Here is a 17,029-nt window from a genome sequence, read left to right as displayed (position 1 = left end):
TTTAGATCATTATCATTCATTTTGATATTGATTGTTAATATTAGAATAATAACCGATAGGCTTATCATAGGTTGTGAGCAAGTTGTCGCAATCAGATTTTTAGTAGAGAAATATGCAGCATGCGGGTACTTTCGACGCTGAAAATACCCGATGAAATCGTAGGGGAGAAAGGGAATTATTTTTGTGGGCAGGCCTCTTTAATACCTGCTTTACAGGCTTGTGCTAAATACTCTGCAGCAGATTTATCATCTATTTCGGTACCTTCACCACTTTCAAGCATCTTCCCAAGCTGGTATTGAGCGGGGGGGAATTTCTTATCAGCAGATTTTTGGAACCATTCAAACGCAGTAATATAGTTTTGTTTTACACCAATACCTTGGTAATAAAATTGCCCCATGTAGTTTTGTGCCTCAACATTTCCTTTATTTGCTGATTTTTCAAATAACTCCATCGCGGTTTCAAGGTTCTGTTCTACACCATTGCCATTTAGATACATATCGCCTAAAAATAACTGGGCATCAGAGTTACCTTTATTGGAGGCCATTGTTAGCCATTTTTTGGCTTTACCATAGTCTTGCTTTAATTCATTACCCAGATAGTAGCCAATGCCAAGCATTACTTGCGCTTTAACATCGCCTTTTTGGGCTTCTTGCTCAATACGTTTGATGGTTTCTTTAGGCACCGCAGCAACACTGAGGCTGATGGGTAAAATAAAGATAAAAATAAGTGAAAGAATTCTAAGCATGGTTTTATTTCTTATATCATCGATGTTTATTACTATTATTTATAGGCAATAAAGTGAATTTTTGCACATTAATTATTGAGCTTGCCTAACTGCTTCAAACATATACATAAGGCTATAGCGCAGATATCGCTTTAAATAACGAATATTCTTGTAAGGCGCTACACCCTTTTGGGGTAATAATGTATTGAAATACTTTACGTCTATACTTGGTAAATTACAATGTTTATTCGCAATTACATCTTATAGGCGTATACTTTCGGTGTTAAAGGATGACCCTATGTGGTTGTTGTAACAAGATATTAATGATTCTTTGTTTTTTAAACTAAGTATTTCTAATTATGATGATTATATATTAATAGGCATTTTATAAATCAGGTATAAAAATTAATTTTTTGTTAAAATCTTTTTTGGTGAATTATGCCAAAAAATCTCATAATTTAAACCAAAAATAGATTTATTTAACGATTTTGGATTAACGAATTAAGAAATAAAAAACTAAATAATTAAAGGGTAGAGCGACAAATAAAGTGTAGATAAAAAATAGATCCACACTTTATTTACACCAAAAAGGTGATAATGGATGGAGGTTCTAAATACTATTCACCAAATAATGGTGTAGGTTTGCCATTGTCATCGATAGCCACAAAGTTAAACTGGCCATGGATCACTTCTTCACGGCCTTCAAAATACATATCTTCTAAGAAGATGGAGACATTCACCGTTAAGCTGGTTCTACCGACGCGGATGACTTTTCCGACGAGTTCAACAATTGTGCCTGATGGGATTGGGTGGGTAAAATTGATCTTTTCCGTGGAAACTGTCACTAAACGCTTACGGCTAAAACGGGTTGCGGTGATAAAAGAGACTTCATCCATCCACGCTAAAGCAGTGCCGCCAAATAAGGTGCTATGGTGATTAGTTGTGGTAGGAAAAACGACTTTGGAAACACGGGAAATGGATTGTTCGATTTTTTGTGCGATGACATCATCAGCGATGGAACTCATGGTTGGGCCTTCAGTTGTTACTTGGTGTATTAATAATGTTAAAGCTAAGTGTAATACTCCTCATAAATAATTACAGTAATAAATGAGAAGTGAATCGATCCAGTCTGGACGGTTTTTGTCATAGAGCACATTTTGCTATCGCGATAGAGGGGGAGATTGACCCACAACGGTAAGATGCGGATCAAAATACATAAAATGGGGCGTTTAATTGTCTAAATATTCAGCGCTCATACGGATGGCTTTCGCACTCTCGCCGCTTTTTACGCAAGAGACCAAAAAGGCTTTGGATTCCGCCCAAATAGTGGCAGAAAAATCTTCACCATCAATGTCTTTTTCGATAGTAATCGGGTAGTTTTCAACGCCATCTAACCACTCTTTCAAACCTGATTTGCAGGTGGCAAAATCCTCTTTTGCTATTGTGCCATCCAAGACAGGCATAGAAGTTTGGGGTTTTTTCCCAGAAGCAATCATATTTTCTACTTGCTCTATGGTGTAGTTTTTTTCTGCCATTACGCCGAAACTGACTAACGAAATCATCATTCCTAATAATAATTTGTTCATAATCACTCCATTTGATTTAAGTCGTGAATGTTAAGGGATTGATGAATAATAGGCAATAAAAAACCCTCCAATTTGGAGGGTTTTTGTGATCGCGATGGAGCAAATAAATTAGCTGAATCTGTACAGACTAAATGGTTTCACATTCAGTGCAGGTTCTTTGCCTAATAATAAATCGGCTGTTAATTCAGATGAAACTGGGCTTTCTGTCATACCCCAACCTGTTGCGGTATTGATAACCAGACCTGGGTACTCATTGACTTGAGAAATAATTGGGTGCTCATCAGGTGCGATGGCCATTGCACCACTCCACTGATCAATCAGTTTTGAGTCTTTAAACGCAGGGAATTCGGTTTTGAGTTTCTCAAATGACGCATTCAGTTCAGGTAGGTCTGGTAACGCTGTCATATTTCTGTGTTTTTCAAATGGGGAAACTTCATTCAGCTTCCAGCTAGTTGGCTCTGTGAATGAGTTAATCAGCTGCTCATTTAACGAAATATGCACTGGGAAATCAGGCATTGATAATAATGGGATATATTTATAGCCGTAAACGAAGGAGTCTTTCACGACTGGCGCGACGATAACACGTGGAGACGTTGCATAGGTGCCATCAGCTTGTTCACGGAAGAAGATATTACCTGGTAATGCGACGTTACCACCCGGTGCAGTTGGGGAACCAGAAATTAACTGTTGGGATTGGTAAGCAGGCAGCGTTGGGACATCTACCCCTAAATTCTGCATAAACAGACGAGACCAAACACCACCAGCAACGACGACGCGAGACGTTTTGATTGCCCCTTTTTCAGTGACGACATCTGAAATTGCGCCGCCCTGAGTTTCTAACCCTCTTGCTGCGCAATTGGTGTAAATTTTAATACCCAGCTTTTTGGCATGCTCTGCCATCACGAAGGTCGCAATTTCTGCATCTAAACTACCTGAATCTTCTTCGAAACCAGCGATGCTCCATTTAGATTGCGCACCTTTTAGGCGCTGATCTAACTCTGCACCTTCAATAATACGGGTTTTGAATGGAATATCAGAACCGACATTTTTGCTGGTGGTATCAATCCACTCTCTTACGTTGACTAAGTCTTCTTCATCAAGAGGGACTTCAACACGGCCTTGCGTGCGGTAGCTGGTGTCTGCACCGACTTTGGCATTCATCTCTCTCCAGCGGTGTTTGCCGAGATGGTGAAGCAAGAAGGTTTCTTCTGGCATTTTATAGGTGATAACTTGACCGTAGAAACGGGAAGATTGTTCACCAGCGATATTGCCTTTTTCAACGATGACAACATCTAAGCCGCGACCAACTAACTCAATCGCAGTCATAATCCCAAGAATTCCAGCACCAATAACAACGACGTCAGCTTGTTGTGGTAGTGCGCCTTCAGTTCCAGCTACGAAGCCATGTCTTGGCTTACCCGGAACAAAGCGACCTTCACGCGTTAGCATTGGCGTTAAAATTCCAGCACCAGCGGCTACAGTGACAACCGCGCCACCGATAAGAAATTTTCTTCTAGTAATAGCCATTTATAGAGTTCCTTATATAGAATGAGTTTTTAACAGTTAATCAAAGCGTCAATAAGCAATACTTATAATTGTAATTATATTTTTAATTATAATTATGATTGTAAACTAATTTAACGTTGATTTAAAATTTTTAATTAAATGTTAAAAAAATTATTGTTTAATCTGAGATAAGGAACACAAAAGCGAGGGAAGAGTCATACCTATCGCATGTTGACTATCATTTAATGTCATTATTGATAGTACGGGTATTGGTTTAAATATGAGCTCTTGAGCTAAACTTTTACAACTTATTGATTAATTTGAATTTTACCAGTTAAAAATAGTGTGGCATTTCCTGTTAGCTTAACTCTGCCATTATTCACTTTGCAGTGGATCATACCGCCTCGTTTCGACAGTTGTTTTCCGACTAATGCTGTTTTTTGTAATCGTTTTGCCCAAATTGGCGCAATGGCACAATGGGAAGTCCCTGTGACAGGATCCTCATTTACCCCTTTAGCGGGTGCAAAGTAGCGTGATACGAAGTCACAATCGTCTTCAGTAGATTGTGCTGTGATTGTCAGTCCTGGTAGAGGAAGCTGTGAAAGTCGTTGCATGTCAGGCTGGCAGTTTTCGATTTGCTGTCTATTTTTAAAAAAACACAGATAACGGTCTTTGGCGAGCCAAAGTTCGGTGATTTCAATGCCTAAAATATCAGCTAGCTCAGGGTATTGGTTTGGTGAACTAAGTACAGAATCAAGGATTGGGAAATCAAGAGTTAACCCATGTTCACTACAGGTCACGATTAATTCGCCTGAAAGTGATTTGAAGACAATGGGTTGAGTGGATTGCTGCAAGACATTATTAAGCACATAAGCAGTCGCTAAAGTGGCATGGCCACATAAGGCAACTTCCATCTTTGGGGTAAACCAGCGGATATGTTGGCCCACTAAAAATGCCGTTTCCGATAAATTAATTTCCGCGGCTATGGCAATGAGCTTGTCATCTGGCAACCAATCATCCAATAACACAACAGCAGCAGGGTTACCGTGAAATAAGGTGTTGGTAAAGGCATCAACATAATAGACAGGCAGAGAAAGAGGCATACTTAACATTCCGCTTATGAAAAATAAGGCAGAAAGTATAATCCGATTCAAAAAAAATAATAAGCAAAGTAATAGAAAGGAGAGGAGAAAACTGCCCAATAACACGGTGCTATTGAGCAGTTCAAATTAATGAAGATAATTACGCTTTAGCTTCGTTTTTATCCGCATTTTTAAGCATCTTTCTGACTGGAATAATCAGTGCAGCCAATACGACGGCACAGATAACCAATGCGATAGACACATGGGAGAACAATTCAGGCATTGAATCCAGTTGGTCTTTACGGATGTTTCCACCCATAATACCTGCCGCTAAGTTACCTAATGCACTCGCACAGAACCACAGACCCATAACCTGACCACGCATTTTTTGCGGTGCTAACAAGGTCATTGTTGCTAAACCAATTGGGCTTAAGCACAGTTCACCTAAGGTCAGTAATAAAATACTGCCCACTAACCAGAACGGTGAAACGCCGCTTTGTGTTGCTAATACTTGGTTTGCTGCAACCATCATGATAGCGAAACCGCCCGCGGCAAATAAAATACCGATAACAAATTTCGTCATGCTGCTTGGGTTCATATTGCGTTTAGCAAGGGATGGCCAGAACCAGCTGAATACCGGTGCTAACAGAATAATGAACAGAGCATTAATGGATTGGAACCAAATGGTTGGGATTTCGAAGCTTCCCATTTGGCGATCAGTATAGTCACGAGCGAAAATGTTAAATGAAGTCGGTTTTTGCTCGAAGGCTGACCAGAAGAACGCCGCTGCAACCAGTAAAATTAAACAGGCCAATAAGCGTGCGCGTTCACTGCTGTTTAAACCTGCAAAGAAGAACATAAACAGAAAGTAGATGCCCACACAGGTTGAAATTACATAGGCAGAGTTTCTCGCAATGATTGATGCGTTGAATGGGATTGTGCCGTTATCGATTAAAATAACCAATACTGCGAGCAATATCATTGCAAAAGTGACCCATTTGCCGACATTTTTGCGTTGAACTGTTGGGTGGTTCCAAGTGGAATCTAAGCCAACTTCTTTGTCATAACGGCGCATTTGCGGGATAGCATAGAAGCGGAAAATTAATAACGCCACTAACATTCCTAAGCCACCAAGGCCAAAACCTAAATGCCAACCGTATTTTTCATGCAGAGGGCCAATGATTAATGGGGCAATAAATGACCCCATATTGATACCCATGTAGAACAGAGAGAAGCCACCATCACGGCGCGTATCTTCTTTCTTATACAGAGTACCGACCATCACGGTGATACAGGTTTTAAATAACCCTGTTCCAAGTACGATCAGCAACAGACCGACAAAGAAGAAGGTATTCGTTAAAAATGCAGACATTGCGATGGATAAGTGACCAAATGCAATGATCAGAGAGCCGTACCAAACTGCTCTGCGTTGGCCTAACCAGTTATCGGCTAACCAGCCGCCTGGTAACGAGGTGATATAAACACCACCAGCAAAGATACCGACGATGGCAGAGGCTTGTTCAATTGGCAGCTCCATGCCGCCTTGTAAGAGTGCCGCACTCATAAACAGAATAAGCAGCGGGCGAACACCGTAGAAAGAGAACCTTTCCCACATTTCGGTGAGGAAAAGTGAACTCAGCGGGTATGGATGCCCGAAAAAAGTTTTTGTTTTAGTCGCAGAATTATTCATCTGTGAACTCCCATAAATCATCTCTTGAGAGGTTGTGCATGATATAAAACACCAAGCCGAGCGCCTGAGTGTCGATTATTATTTGATATGTTAACTTTCAGTTCGGAAACATATTTTTAACATACATTATTATAGAATCGCCTATAAACAGAATGAATTTATTGTAAAAGGCGTAGTTTTAAGGTGAAAAGTCGATATAACTCTCATTTCTCACGATAAGGTAGGGGAAGATACAGGATTTTTATTGACAATAAAAGAAAGAATTTTGAATCGATTAAGTTGTTATTAAACAGTTAGTTAATCATTTAAATTATTATTTTTTCGTTAAAAAAACAATAAAGCTTATAAAGCATCAGGTTTTTGGTTAAAAACTGCCTGGTGGATTATTGTTCAGTTGGTGAGGCGCGCAGGCCATCGGATTGGCGACGAATAATAAGCCAAGAATAGATAAGGTTAAAAAGCACTAAGGCCGCAGTGAAGAAAAAGACGGCTCTAAACCCATAAGTTGCCGCTACAAACGACCCCATCAGCGGCCCCGTTACATTACCCACATCGCGCAGGGCTTGGTTGTAGCTGAAAATTCGACCTGTCACTTGGTGGGAAATATTATAAATAATCAGTGTCTGAACCGCTGGCAGCAGGGCGGCGTTGAGTGCCCCTAATAAAAAGCGTAGGAAGCCTAACTCCCAATAGCTACTCACGAGCCCCATCGGGAATAACACGAAAATTGAAGTGCCTAAAACGGCCAATAACACTTTTTCAGGGCCAATACGGTCGCTCAATTTACCCAGCATCGGTGCGCTAATTAACGCTGCAACACCGGGAATAGATGCAATGACCCCACTGACAAAGGCTAAGTTATCAAGAGAGTTTGATAGCTCCCGAACATACAGGGTGATTACTGGGTTAATAGAGCCCATTGCGGCTTGAATGATCATCGTGGTGAAAAACAGGCTGATCACCAAGTTTTTATTTCTTAAGGAGGCAAAAACTTGCTTACTGGTTAAGGCATCTTTGCGAGAAACAGGGGTAAAGCGCTCGCGAACATAAAAAAGAGTAACGAAAAAACAGATAAATAGCACAGTGGCCGTAATAAAAAAGACTGGGCGCAAGCCATATTGGTCAGCAAGGAACCCGCCAATTAACGGGCCAATCAGCGCGCCACTTACCGCCCCTGTGGCTAAAACGCCCATTGCCCAGCCGCTTTTTTTCACCGGAATTTGTGTGGCGATTAGCGCATTAGCATTAGGCACAAAGCCGCCAAGTAAGCCCAAGATGGCTCTTAACACCAATAACTGCCAAATATTTTGTGCAAAGCCAATTAATACCATTACAATCGCCATACCAAGCGCAGAGCGAAGCAGCATTAATTTACGGCCTTTGCGATCCGATAAGCGCCCCCAAAATGGCGCAGCGATGGCGGAAAACAAGAAGGTAATACTGAAAACGGCACCCGTCCATAAATTTAACGAGGCGTGGTCTTTGACGCCGAGTTCTTCAATATAAAGGGGGAGAAAAGGCATGATCAAGCTAAAGGCGGCGCCCGTTAAAAAGCAGCCGAACCAGACGACGTATAAGTTTCTTTTCCAGTAGGTGCCTTTTCCCGTCATATTTCCCTTCATATTCAACCCTACAGCTTTGTTGCCATCATTCAGCTACACAAGTCACGTACTTGTGTACGCTCCTTGGGATATCTTCATTTAGGCGCCTCGCTGTAGGGCTGACTATCTAGGGAAAACTTTCCACTTATTTAAGGAAAGCTTTCCACTCATTTAAGAAAAACTCTCCATCTGTTTAGGGAAAACTTTTTGTTAGGTAGGCCTACAGCTGTCTTGTCATAAATTAATGATGAATTTTATCGAGATCCCCATACAGCGACGCTTCGCCTTGTGGGCGCGTTTTAAAACGGCGATGTAGCCACATATATTGCTCGGGCGCGCGCAAAATTTCTTTTTCGATAACTTGGTTCATCATGGTTGCGGTTGCCACATTGTCTTCGACTGGGAAATTATCCACAGCAGGTTGAATGAGCAGTTCATACCCTTTGCCATTGGGCAAACGGCGAGGAACAAACGGAACAACAAGTGGATTCGCTAAGCGAAGCAATATTTGTGAACCATTCGTGGTTGCAGCTTTTTCAACAGCAAACAATGGCGCGAAGGTGCTATTGCGCGGGCCATAATCGTGATCAGGGGCATACCAAAGAATTTCCCCATCTTTCAGAACACGCACCATGCCTTTGACATCTTTGCGATCGAGCATGTACTTATTTGAACGTAAGCGTCCACGGGTTTGCAGCCAATCAATGAGGATATTGTCATTGGCGCGGTAAACACCAATGCCCGGGTTTAGCATGCCAAAGGCTCGGCCACCAATTTCTAAGGTGAGAAAATGTACGCCAAGCACGATAATTCCACGGCCAGTCTCTTGGGCCGCTAACATATTTTCACGGCCTTCGACTTTAAGCCAACGCTTAACACGCCAATCAGGCCAAAACCATGCCATACCTGTTTCAAATAACCCCATACCGACAGATTCGAAATTTTTATCAATATAGCGTTGTCTTTCTTGCAAACTCATCTCAGGGAAACACAATTGCAGATTGCGATCGGCGATTTGTACGCGTTTTTTTAAGAAACGCTTGGAGAATAACCCGATGCGAGTTCCCATCCAATAAATAACGGGATAAGGTAATAGAACAAGAAGATAAAGTACGGCAATTCCCAACCATGTTAACCAGTAACGTGGATGAAGTAGGCGTTTTTGAAAAGCAGGAGCTGGTATCATTAGTATCCGATTATTTTAGTTTGTAATGGTTAACTTTATTAATTAGGTTTAATTGAATCTAATTATATCAAATTATTCTTTTAATGAGTTCACTGACTGCATGGTACTCATCAATTCAGCAATGTTTCTTACTGCCATTTTTTCCATCACGCGGGAGCGATGCACCTCAACTGTGCGCACGGAAACACAGGTGGCTTCAGCAATTTCACGGTTAATTAAACCTTGAAGCACATAGCGACAGATTTCTTTTTCCCGAGGCGTTAGCATTTCATAACGTTGTTTAATCAAATAATTTTCGGTGGATTGCGTGGTTTGTTGCTGAGCTTGTTCAAGTGTTTTTGCCAGCTGCTGGCTATCAATCGGTTTTTGTAGAAAGTCGACTGCACCAAGTTTCACTTGCTCAACGGCCATCGGGATATCCCCATGCCCAGATAAAAAAATCACGGCTAATGTGCTGTGTTGATCGCGCAGAAACTGATGAACTTCTCGACCATCCAATTTTGGCATGCGCATATCAAGTAAAACCACCCCCTCTTGATGCAGGGCAGCATGTTGAATAAATTGTTCACTGTCATTCCAGACGGTGACGGTGTAGCCCAGCGTTTCAAGTAAAAACTGGCAAGCATCGGTCACATCGGTGTCATCATCCACTAGATGGATCACTGGCATAAATACAGACCTCGTCGTGTAGAAGGTGACTCTATTAGATAGGCTTAAGTCAGCGTAATAAAGCCATTGTCACATATAATTAATCTGAATGTTATCAATTGCGTGGCAAACCGTGCTTAGTTATTCAAATTGTCAGGATAATGAAAAATGAGTGTCACTCTAAGGCCATTTAACCCATCGTCACTGAGATTGTTTTCAATGCGGATATCCCCACCTTGGCTTTGGATCAGGCGTTGGCAAATCACTAAACCGAGCCCCAAGCCCTCTTTTTTGGTAGTAGCAAATGGGGTTATCCCTTGCTCTAACTGTTCAGATGGCATGCCACCAGCGTCATCCTGTAAGACTAATAAAAAACGGTTTTGAGCAAAATGGAAACCAAAACTTAGTGTGGTGGCACCTGCTTGCAGGCTGTTGCTAACCAAGTTGGATAATAATTGCTCTAATAAAGTCTCAGGCAGCATTAACGACACATCATGGGTGTCTGGTAAGAGTAGTTTAGCATTAGGGTAGTACTGATCAACGCGTAACAACTGCCAAATATGGTTAATGGCTTGCTTAACAGATTGTTGGCTTAGGTTCAGTGTTGGGTCTTGCCCCGGCTTACCTGCCCAGAGGCGTAAATTACGGATAATATCCGCACCACGTTGGGCTTGGTTATCAATTTTTGTTAACGCATTAATTAACGAGGTTTTTTCTGCGCCTTTATTTAGCAGCAAAATACACCCTTCGGCATAGTGGCGAATAGCGGATAACGGTTGGTTGAGTTCATGAGCAAACCCTGATGCCATTTCCCCTAATATATTGAGTCGCTGGGCTTTTTGCAGATTTGCCTCTTGCTGACGTAACCGGTTATGCGCTTCTTCTAACTGACGGCTGCGGCGGCGGACTAAAAAGGCAATCCACACGTGGTTCACCCCAAGCAATACAAAAAATAGGGCAACAAAGCCAAGGGTAATTTGATTTTGGATTGTCCAACTGACGATATCTTGCCAAATTTGCCGTTGCTGGGGGTGTTGGTTCACATCCCGCAAAAGCGTTTCCACTTGGGTCACAGAGGCGGGGGCTCCCCAGCGCATTGCGCTTTTATCTGTTGAGAGTAAGGTCTTAGTGACTTTATCGACAAGGTTATCCGGCACTTCGCTTAGGGCAGCAAATGACCAATTAGGATAAAGTTCGGTGCTGGTCAGGCAAGATAGCGAACTGGGATGTTGAATGAGCGGCCGAAATTGAGTTTTATCAATAAGCCCCTCACTGTGCATATTCTCCAGCAAACAAACCGGAACAATGACTGCTGATAACGAGTTATCGCGCAGTGCATATAATAAGGCATCTGCGGGGAAGCCCAAAAATTGCATCTGAAAATCTTTTTCGGCGTCATAGCCTAAATCCCGCAGCACTTTATAGCCTAAGAGATACCCACCAAAAGCATCAGGGGAAATCGCTCCCACTTTTTTGCCAATCAAATTTTGAGGTTCCGTAATATCACTGTTATTGCGCACCAAGATCAGGCTGCCAATCACGTTGCGTGTGGTGCTATTGGGTTCGACATCGGAACGCAAGGAAAGTAGCCAACGCAGGTGATAACGGCTATCGAGTTGAATAAATTGCGCGGGGTTAGTCAGCAAAAAATCAATCTTTTGGTCGGAAATGGCTTCTCGCATTTCATCGAGATTTAAAGGTTGGAGAGTGAAATGTTCCCCTGGAATTGAATCATTTAACGTATCGACTAAAGGTTGCCAGTGAGATTGGGTGGTACTGGGGCCGCGCAAAGCCAAAACACCGATTGTCCATTGCGCGGAAATCGCCGGAAATGACCATATCAGAAGCATGGTTAATAGTATGTGATACAACGGTATAGGCGTTTTTTTTAACATATTTGGGTTATTCGTTGCGTTAGATCAATTTAGCTTCGGGTATGTGGTAAACCACAATAGGGCGCTGGCTCCTCTCTTCCTACAATGGCACGACAAGCTTTACCAAGATAACACACCAGTTTTAAAGAGAAATAAGAATTTCTGCGGTTATCTTAACCGGACTGAACCGATTGTCAATAACGCTTGTAAAACAAATAACATATTGATTAATAACTTTTATTTTCGCATTAGCAATGTCAATACTGGAGCCAATTATGGATCTGAGTAAACGAAAATTTCTACAACAAATTGGGGCAGTGACGGCGGGTGCGTCGTTAATTCCAATCTCGGAAGCTGGCCTAAACCTATCTCCAACACGTCATGAAGGCAACCCAGAGAAACGTTATGGGATGTTAATCGACTTACGCCGTTGTATTGGTTGCCAATCTTGCACTGTGAGCTGCTCGGTTGAGAACCAAACACCACAAGGCCAGTTTAGAACGACTGTTAACCAATACCAAGTCGCAGTGAAAGGCGAAGAGGGCTTTACTAACGTATTGCTACCGCGCTTATGTAACCATTGTGATTCGCCACCATGCGTGCCTGTCTGCCCTGTTCAAGCCACTTTCCAACGTGAAGATGGCATTGTCGTGGTCGATAACGAACGTTGTGTTGGTTGCGCTTATTGTGTGCAAGCTTGCCCGTACGATGCTCGTTTTATTAACCACTCCACACAAACTGCGGATAAATGCACCTTCTGCGCACATCGCTTAGAAGTCGGCTTATTACCTGCATGCGTCGAATCTTGTGTGGGTGGTGCGCGTATTATTGGTGACTTAAAAGACCCGAACAGTACCATCCGTAAAATGCTGACTGAACATGAAGCTGAGATCAAAGTACTCAAACCAGAGAGTGGCACATTACCACAAGTTTTCTATATCGGTTTGGATGATGCATTTGTGCAGCCGCTACAAGGTAAAGGGCAACCCGCATTATGGCAGGAGGTGTTCTGATGGACGGTCAAGTGACATATATTTCTGAAATTATGGCTCAGCCACAAGAATTTTTCTGGCTACCGTGGGCAGTACAATACTTTTTCTTTATCGGAATTGCCTCTTGCGCTGTGCTGTACGCGTGTTACCTGCATTGGCAAAATAAAAGCGAAAATGGCCGATTAGAGATGATTTCGGTGTTTATTGCGATCACCATGGGGATCACCGCGCCACTCGCGTTAACCGCAGATTTACACCAAACTGCACGGGTTTGGCATTTCTACGCACACCCAACACTGTGGTCTTGGATGTGGTGGGGCTCTGTTTTATTACCATTATTCACCACGTTTATTGGTTTATATTTTGTTGCCCTGATTGTGAAAATGATTTGGAAAAAAGAGTTCAAAGCAACACGTTGGGTGGCATTGCTAGCGGCGTTATCGGCAATGGGCTTATTGCTGTACACCGGCCGTGAAGCATCAGTCTTAAACGCACGTCCAATTTGGTATAGCTGGTGGATGCCGGTATTAATGTTCCTAAGTGCGTTGCAAGTTCTGCCTGCATTGATTGGTTTAGGTGCGCGTAAAGAGCCCCAATACCAAAACCGTTTAGCCCGTTTTCAAGTCATTACATTGCTGTTATTTGCGGTGTGTTTCGCACTGTGGTTATCAGGTGATACCACTTCGGGTATCGCGGTGCGCCAACAATTAGATACGGCAAGTGCAGGCTGGTGGATGCTGATGGGCGTTTGTGCGCTGTGGTTAATCACATTTTCGATGTCAGTGAGTAACGTAAAAGCTATCCGTTCAGTGCCTTACATTACAGTTTTAGCCTTAGTTTCGATGGCTTTTGCTTGGACATTACGTTGGATTTTCCTGATGGAAGTTCAAGCGGTTCCAAAATATAACATTATCGCGAATCCCTACCACTTCCCTCTGGGTACTGACGGCCTGATGGCTATTGTAGGCACATTTGGTCTGTGGATTGCGTTAACAATTATTGTTCGTGAAGGTGTTCGCTGGTTTGCGAGGAGAGTGCAACATGGCTAAATTCTCAAGACGTCAATGGCTTAAAGGTGGTTTAGTTGTCGGTGGAATTGCGTTATTTGGTGCAAGTTACCGTGATGTGGCTAAACGTGCAGTCGATGGTCTGGTTAATGGCACCTCCGGTAAAGTCACGTTAGACCGCCTTAATGGCAACTCACTGCGTCCAGAAGGCCAAGCGCTGAAAGGCTGGCAGGAAAACCCAGAGCAAGTTGTTGCAATGACCCAATGTTTTGGCTGCTGGACTCAGTGTGGCATCCGTGCCCGTGTCGATACAGCGAAAAATGAAGTGCTGCGTATCGCGGGTAACCCGTACCACCCGTTATCTCACGAAGAGCATTTCCCTTATGGTATGCCATTAAAAACGGCGTTCAACAAAATGAGTGGCGAGTCAGGTTTAGAGCATCGCTCAACGGCTTGTGCTCGTGGTGCGACGTTAATGGAAGGCTTAACCAGCCCACTGCGTATTTTAGAGCCGATGAAACGTGTCGGTAAACGCGGCGAAGGTAAATGGGAACGCATTAGCTTTGAACAACTGATTAAAGAAGTGGTTGAAGGCGGCGATTTATTCGGTGAAGGCCATGTGGATGGGTTAAGAGCCATTCGTGACCTCGAAACGCCATTAGACCCATCACAACCGAAATTAGGCTCGAAAGCGAACCAACTGTTAGTGACTAACGCAGGGGATGATGGCCGTGATGGCTTTATTCGTCGCTTTGCGCAAAACGGCTTTGGTAGCAAAAACTTCGGGGCGCATGGCTCTTACTGTGGTCTCGCTTACCGCGCAGGTTCAGGGGCATTGATGGATGACTTGGACAAAAACGCCCACGTCAAACCCGATTGGGATAACGTGCGTTTTGCCTTATTCCTAGGAACCTCTCCGGCACAATCGGGGAACCCGTTCAAACGCCAAGGCCGCCAGTTAGCGACAGCGCGTTTACGTGATTCCTTTAACTATGTGGTTGTTTCACCTGCATTGCCATTGACGACAACATTAGCCAATGACCACGGTCACTGGGTGCCTGTACAACCGGGTACTGATGCGGCGTTAGTGATGGGGATGATCCGCTGGATCATTGAAAACGAGCGCTATAATGCAAAATACCTCAGTGTGCCAAGTGAAAAATCAATGGAAGGCATGGGAGAGAAAAGCTGGACTAACTCAACCCATTTGGTCATTACCGATGATTCGCATCCATTAGCAGGCAAATTATTAATCTCCTCTTATCTCACTGGGGAAGGGGATGATGAAAAAGCGTACTTAGTTCAAGATGCCGCTGGCGAATTGAAACTGGCAGATGATGTCCCTGCAGCGGAGCTGTTTGTTACCCGCCAAGTCACATTACACGATGGCAGTGAAGTCACGGTGAAATCGAGCTTCCAATGCCTAAAAGAAGCAGCAAATCGCATGACGCTTGAAGAATATAGCGAACGCTGCCATGTACCAGTGAAAACTATTGCATCACTGGGCAAAGCCTTAACATCCTATGATAGAAAAGCGGCGGTCATTTCCCATGGCGGTATGATGGGGGGCAACGGCTTCTACACAGCATGGTCAGTCATAATGCTTAACGCATTGATTGGTAATTTAAACCTGAAAGGCGGTGTGTCTGTTGGTGGCGGTAAATTTAACGGGGAGAACGACGGCCCACGTTACAACATGGCGAGCTACAAAGGCAAGGTGAAGCCAAAAGGTGTTGTGTTATCACGCAGTAATGAAGTCTATGAAAAATCAGATGAATTTAAAGCAAGATTAGCCGCAGGCGAAAAACCGTATCCAGCAAAAGCACCTTGGTATCCGTTTGCCAAAGGGCAATTAACCGAGCAATTGGCGTCCGCATTGATGGGTTATCCATATGCCCTTAAAGCGTGGATCACCAATATGACGAACCCAGTATATGGCATTGCGGGTATTCGCCAAGTGATGGAAGAAAAACTGAAAGACCCAAAACATCTTCCATTAATTATTGGTATCGATGCCTTTATGAATGAAACCACTGCGCTGGCGGACTACATTGTGCCAGATACCCATAACTTTGAGAGTTGGGGTTTCAGTGCGCCGTGGTCGGGTGTTCAAGTCAAAGCCAGTACGGCGCGTTGGCCAATTGTTGAGTCCCGTACAGCGAAAACCGCAGATGGACAGCCAGTTTCGATGGAAAGCTTCTGTATTGCAGTGGCAAAAGAACTGAAATTACCGGGCTTTGGTGACAACGTGATTGAGGATATGGATGGCAATATGCATTCACTCAATACTGCGGAAGACTATTACCTGCGTGTCGCTGCCAATATGGCGTGGTTAGGGGAAAAACCGGTACCGGAAGCGGCAACGGAAGACATCCAAATCAGTGGTGTTGAACGTATTTTACCTGCGATCACTCGCACGCTAAAACCAGAAGAAGTGCGCCGTGTGGCCTACATCTTCACACGCGGTGGCCGTTTTGCACCGTATGAAAAAGCGTGGGATGGCGATGCGACAGGACCACAGTGGAAAAAAGGGTTACAAATTTGGAACCCAACCGTCGCGATTAACCGCCATGCGATTACGGGGGAGCGTTACAGTGGCTGTCCAACCTACTACCCACCACGTATGGCGAACGGCGATGATGTCAATAAAGTGTTCCCTGAAAAAGAGTGGCCGCTGAAACTGATGTCATTTAAATCCCATGTGATGAGCAGTTCAACCACTGTGATTGAACGCTTACGCCATGTTAAACCGACCAACCTTGTGGCTATTCACCCTGATGATGCTGCGAAAATGGGGGTAAAACACGGTGATTGGATCCGCATCACCACACCGGGTGGAAATGCAGAGGCTCAAGTGAGTGTATTGGATGGCGTGATGCCAGGGGTACTCGCGATTGAGCATGGTTATGGCCATACCGAAATGGGCGCAAAACAGCACTATTTAGACGGCCAACCTATGCCAATGAACGCAGCAAATGGTTCAGGCATTAACTTAAACGACCTCGGGTTTGCTGACCCAACACGTGAAGTAGCGAATACTTGGCTTGACTGGGTATCGGGTGCTTCTGTTCGCCAAGGTTTACCGGCGAAAATAGAGTTAATCAGCTAGCTAGGTTTTAACGTAGTAGTAAAA

13 protein-coding genes are annotated in these 17,029 nt (G+C 43.6%); 3 read left to right on the top strand and 10 right to left on the bottom strand.

Features of this window, described 5'->3' with window-relative positions:
* Positions 1-175 precede the first annotated feature (175 nt).
* The 10 genes from AC4IFO_RS15015 to ttrS form a co-directional block, all read right to left on the bottom strand.
* A complete protein-coding gene (locus AC4IFO_RS15015; protein ID WP_490735529.1) occupies positions 176-745 on the bottom strand; it encodes a tetratricopeptide repeat protein in 570 nt (189 codons plus the stop codon).
* Between the two features lie 596 nt (positions 746-1,341).
* Complete coding sequence (locus AC4IFO_RS15010; RefSeq protein WP_353242492.1) at positions 1,342-1,749, bottom strand: acyl-CoA thioesterase; 408 nt, start codon at positions 1,747-1,749, stop codon at positions 1,342-1,344.
* Between the two features lie 204 nt (positions 1,750-1,953).
* Positions 1,954-2,310, bottom strand: a complete 357-nt coding sequence (locus tag AC4IFO_RS15005) for a hypothetical protein (protein ID WP_490735527.1) — start codon at positions 2,308-2,310, stop codon at positions 1,954-1,956.
* A 108-nt stretch (positions 2,311-2,418) separates the two neighbouring features.
* Complete coding sequence (locus AC4IFO_RS15000; RefSeq protein WP_206086715.1) at positions 2,419-3,837, bottom strand: NAD(P)/FAD-dependent oxidoreductase; 1,419 nt, start codon at positions 3,835-3,837, stop codon at positions 2,419-2,421.
* Between the two features lie 287 nt (positions 3,838-4,124).
* The gene (locus AC4IFO_RS14995; protein ID WP_490735525.1) at positions 4,125-4,919 is read right to left on the bottom strand and encodes a PhzF family phenazine biosynthesis protein; all 795 of its coding nucleotides are present in this window, start codon (positions 4,917-4,919) and stop codon (positions 4,125-4,127) included.
* 139 nt (positions 4,920-5,058) lie between these two features.
* On the bottom strand, positions 5,059-6,588 hold the full coding sequence (locus AC4IFO_RS14990) for a peptide MFS transporter (RefSeq protein WP_490735523.1): 1,530 nt from the start codon (positions 6,586-6,588) through the stop codon (positions 5,059-5,061).
* Between the two features lie 383 nt (positions 6,589-6,971).
* Positions 6,972-8,210 (bottom strand): multidrug efflux MFS transporter MdtG, encoded by a 1,239-nt coding sequence (gene mdtG, locus AC4IFO_RS14985; protein WP_490735521.1) that lies wholly within the window; start codon positions 8,208-8,210, stop codon positions 6,972-6,974.
* Between the two features lie 220 nt (positions 8,211-8,430).
* The gene (locus tag AC4IFO_RS14980; protein WP_490735519.1) at positions 8,431-9,375 is read right to left on the bottom strand and encodes a Kdo(2)-lipid IV(A) acyltransferase; all 945 of its coding nucleotides are present in this window, start codon (positions 9,373-9,375) and stop codon (positions 8,431-8,433) included.
* A gap of 72 nt (positions 9,376-9,447) precedes the next feature.
* Positions 9,448-10,044, bottom strand: a complete 597-nt coding sequence (gene ttrR, locus AC4IFO_RS14975; protein ID WP_490735517.1) for a tetrathionate respiration response regulator TtrR — start codon at positions 10,042-10,044, stop codon at positions 9,448-9,450.
* 116 nt (positions 10,045-10,160) lie between these two features.
* Entirely contained in the window at positions 10,161-11,918 is a 1,758-nt protein-coding gene (gene ttrS / locus AC4IFO_RS14970; protein WP_490735515.1) for a tetrathionate respiration histidine kinase TtrS, read from the bottom strand.
* A gap of 254 nt (positions 11,919-12,172) precedes the next feature.
* On the opposite strand from ttrS, the gene ttrB reads away from it, so the two are divergent.
* From ttrB to ttrA, 3 genes are read left to right on the top strand one after another with little or no spacing between them, the layout of a single operon-like run.
* Entirely contained in the window at positions 12,173-12,910 is a 738-nt protein-coding gene (ttrB, locus tag AC4IFO_RS14965) for a tetrathionate reductase subunit TtrB (protein ID WP_219249147.1), read from the top strand.
* A complete protein-coding gene (gene ttrC / locus AC4IFO_RS14960; RefSeq protein ID WP_490735513.1) occupies positions 12,892-13,938 on the top strand; it encodes a tetrathionate reductase subunit TtrC in 1,047 nt (348 codons plus the stop codon). Before ttrB ends, ttrC begins: the two co-directional genes overlap by 19 nt.
* Entirely contained in the window at positions 13,931-17,005 is a 3,075-nt protein-coding gene (ttrA, locus tag AC4IFO_RS14955) for a tetrathionate reductase subunit TtrA (protein WP_490735511.1), read from the top strand. The genes ttrC and ttrA overlap by 8 nt, the downstream gene beginning before the upstream one ends.
* Positions 17,006-17,029 lie beyond the last annotated feature (24 nt).

The sequence above is a fragment of the Providencia sp. UF-224 genome, from assembly GCF_058245955.1.
The sequence above is the reverse complement of the archived record's forward strand: the minus strand, read 5'-3'. Positions and strand labels throughout refer to the sequence as shown.

Coding starts and splice junctions, on each gene's coding strand:
- AC4IFO_RS15015 (WP_490735529.1), bottom strand. CDS start 745: ATGCTTAGAATTCTTTCACTTATTTTTATCTTTATTTTACCCATCAGC.
- AC4IFO_RS15010 (WP_353242492.1), bottom strand. CDS start 1,749: ATGAGTTCCATCGCTGATGATGTCATCGCACAAAAAATCGAACAATCC.
- AC4IFO_RS15005 (WP_490735527.1), bottom strand. CDS start 2,310: ATGAACAAATTATTATTAGGAATGATGATTTCGTTAGTCAGTTTCGGC.
- AC4IFO_RS15000 (WP_206086715.1), bottom strand. CDS start 3,837: ATGGCTATTACTAGAAGAAAATTTCTTATCGGTGGCGCGGTTGTCACT.
- AC4IFO_RS14995 (WP_490735525.1), bottom strand. CDS start 4,919: ATGCCTCTTTCTCTGCCTGTCTATTATGTTGATGCCTTTACCAACACC.
- AC4IFO_RS14990 (WP_490735523.1), bottom strand. CDS start 6,588: ATGAATAATTCTGCGACTAAAACAAAAACTTTTTTCGGGCATCCATAC.
- mdtG (WP_490735521.1), bottom strand. CDS start 8,210: ATGAAGGGAAATATGACGGGAAAAGGCACCTACTGGAAAAGAAACTTA.
- AC4IFO_RS14980 (WP_490735519.1), bottom strand. CDS start 9,375: ATGATACCAGCTCCTGCTTTTCAAAAACGCCTACTTCATCCACGTTAC.
- ttrR (WP_490735517.1), bottom strand. CDS start 10,044: ATGCCAGTGATCCATCTAGTGGATGATGACACCGATGTGACCGATGCT.
- ttrS (WP_490735515.1), bottom strand. CDS start 11,918: ATGTTAAAAAAAACGCCTATACCGTTGTATCACATACTATTAACCATG.
- ttrB (WP_219249147.1), top strand. CDS start 12,173: ATGGATCTGAGTAAACGAAAATTTCTACAACAAATTGGGGCAGTGACG.
- ttrC (WP_490735513.1), top strand. CDS start 12,892: ATGGCAGGAGGTGTTCTGATGGACGGTCAAGTGACATATATTTCTGAA.
- ttrA (WP_490735511.1), top strand. CDS start 13,931: ATGGCTAAATTCTCAAGACGTCAATGGCTTAAAGGTGGTTTAGTTGTC.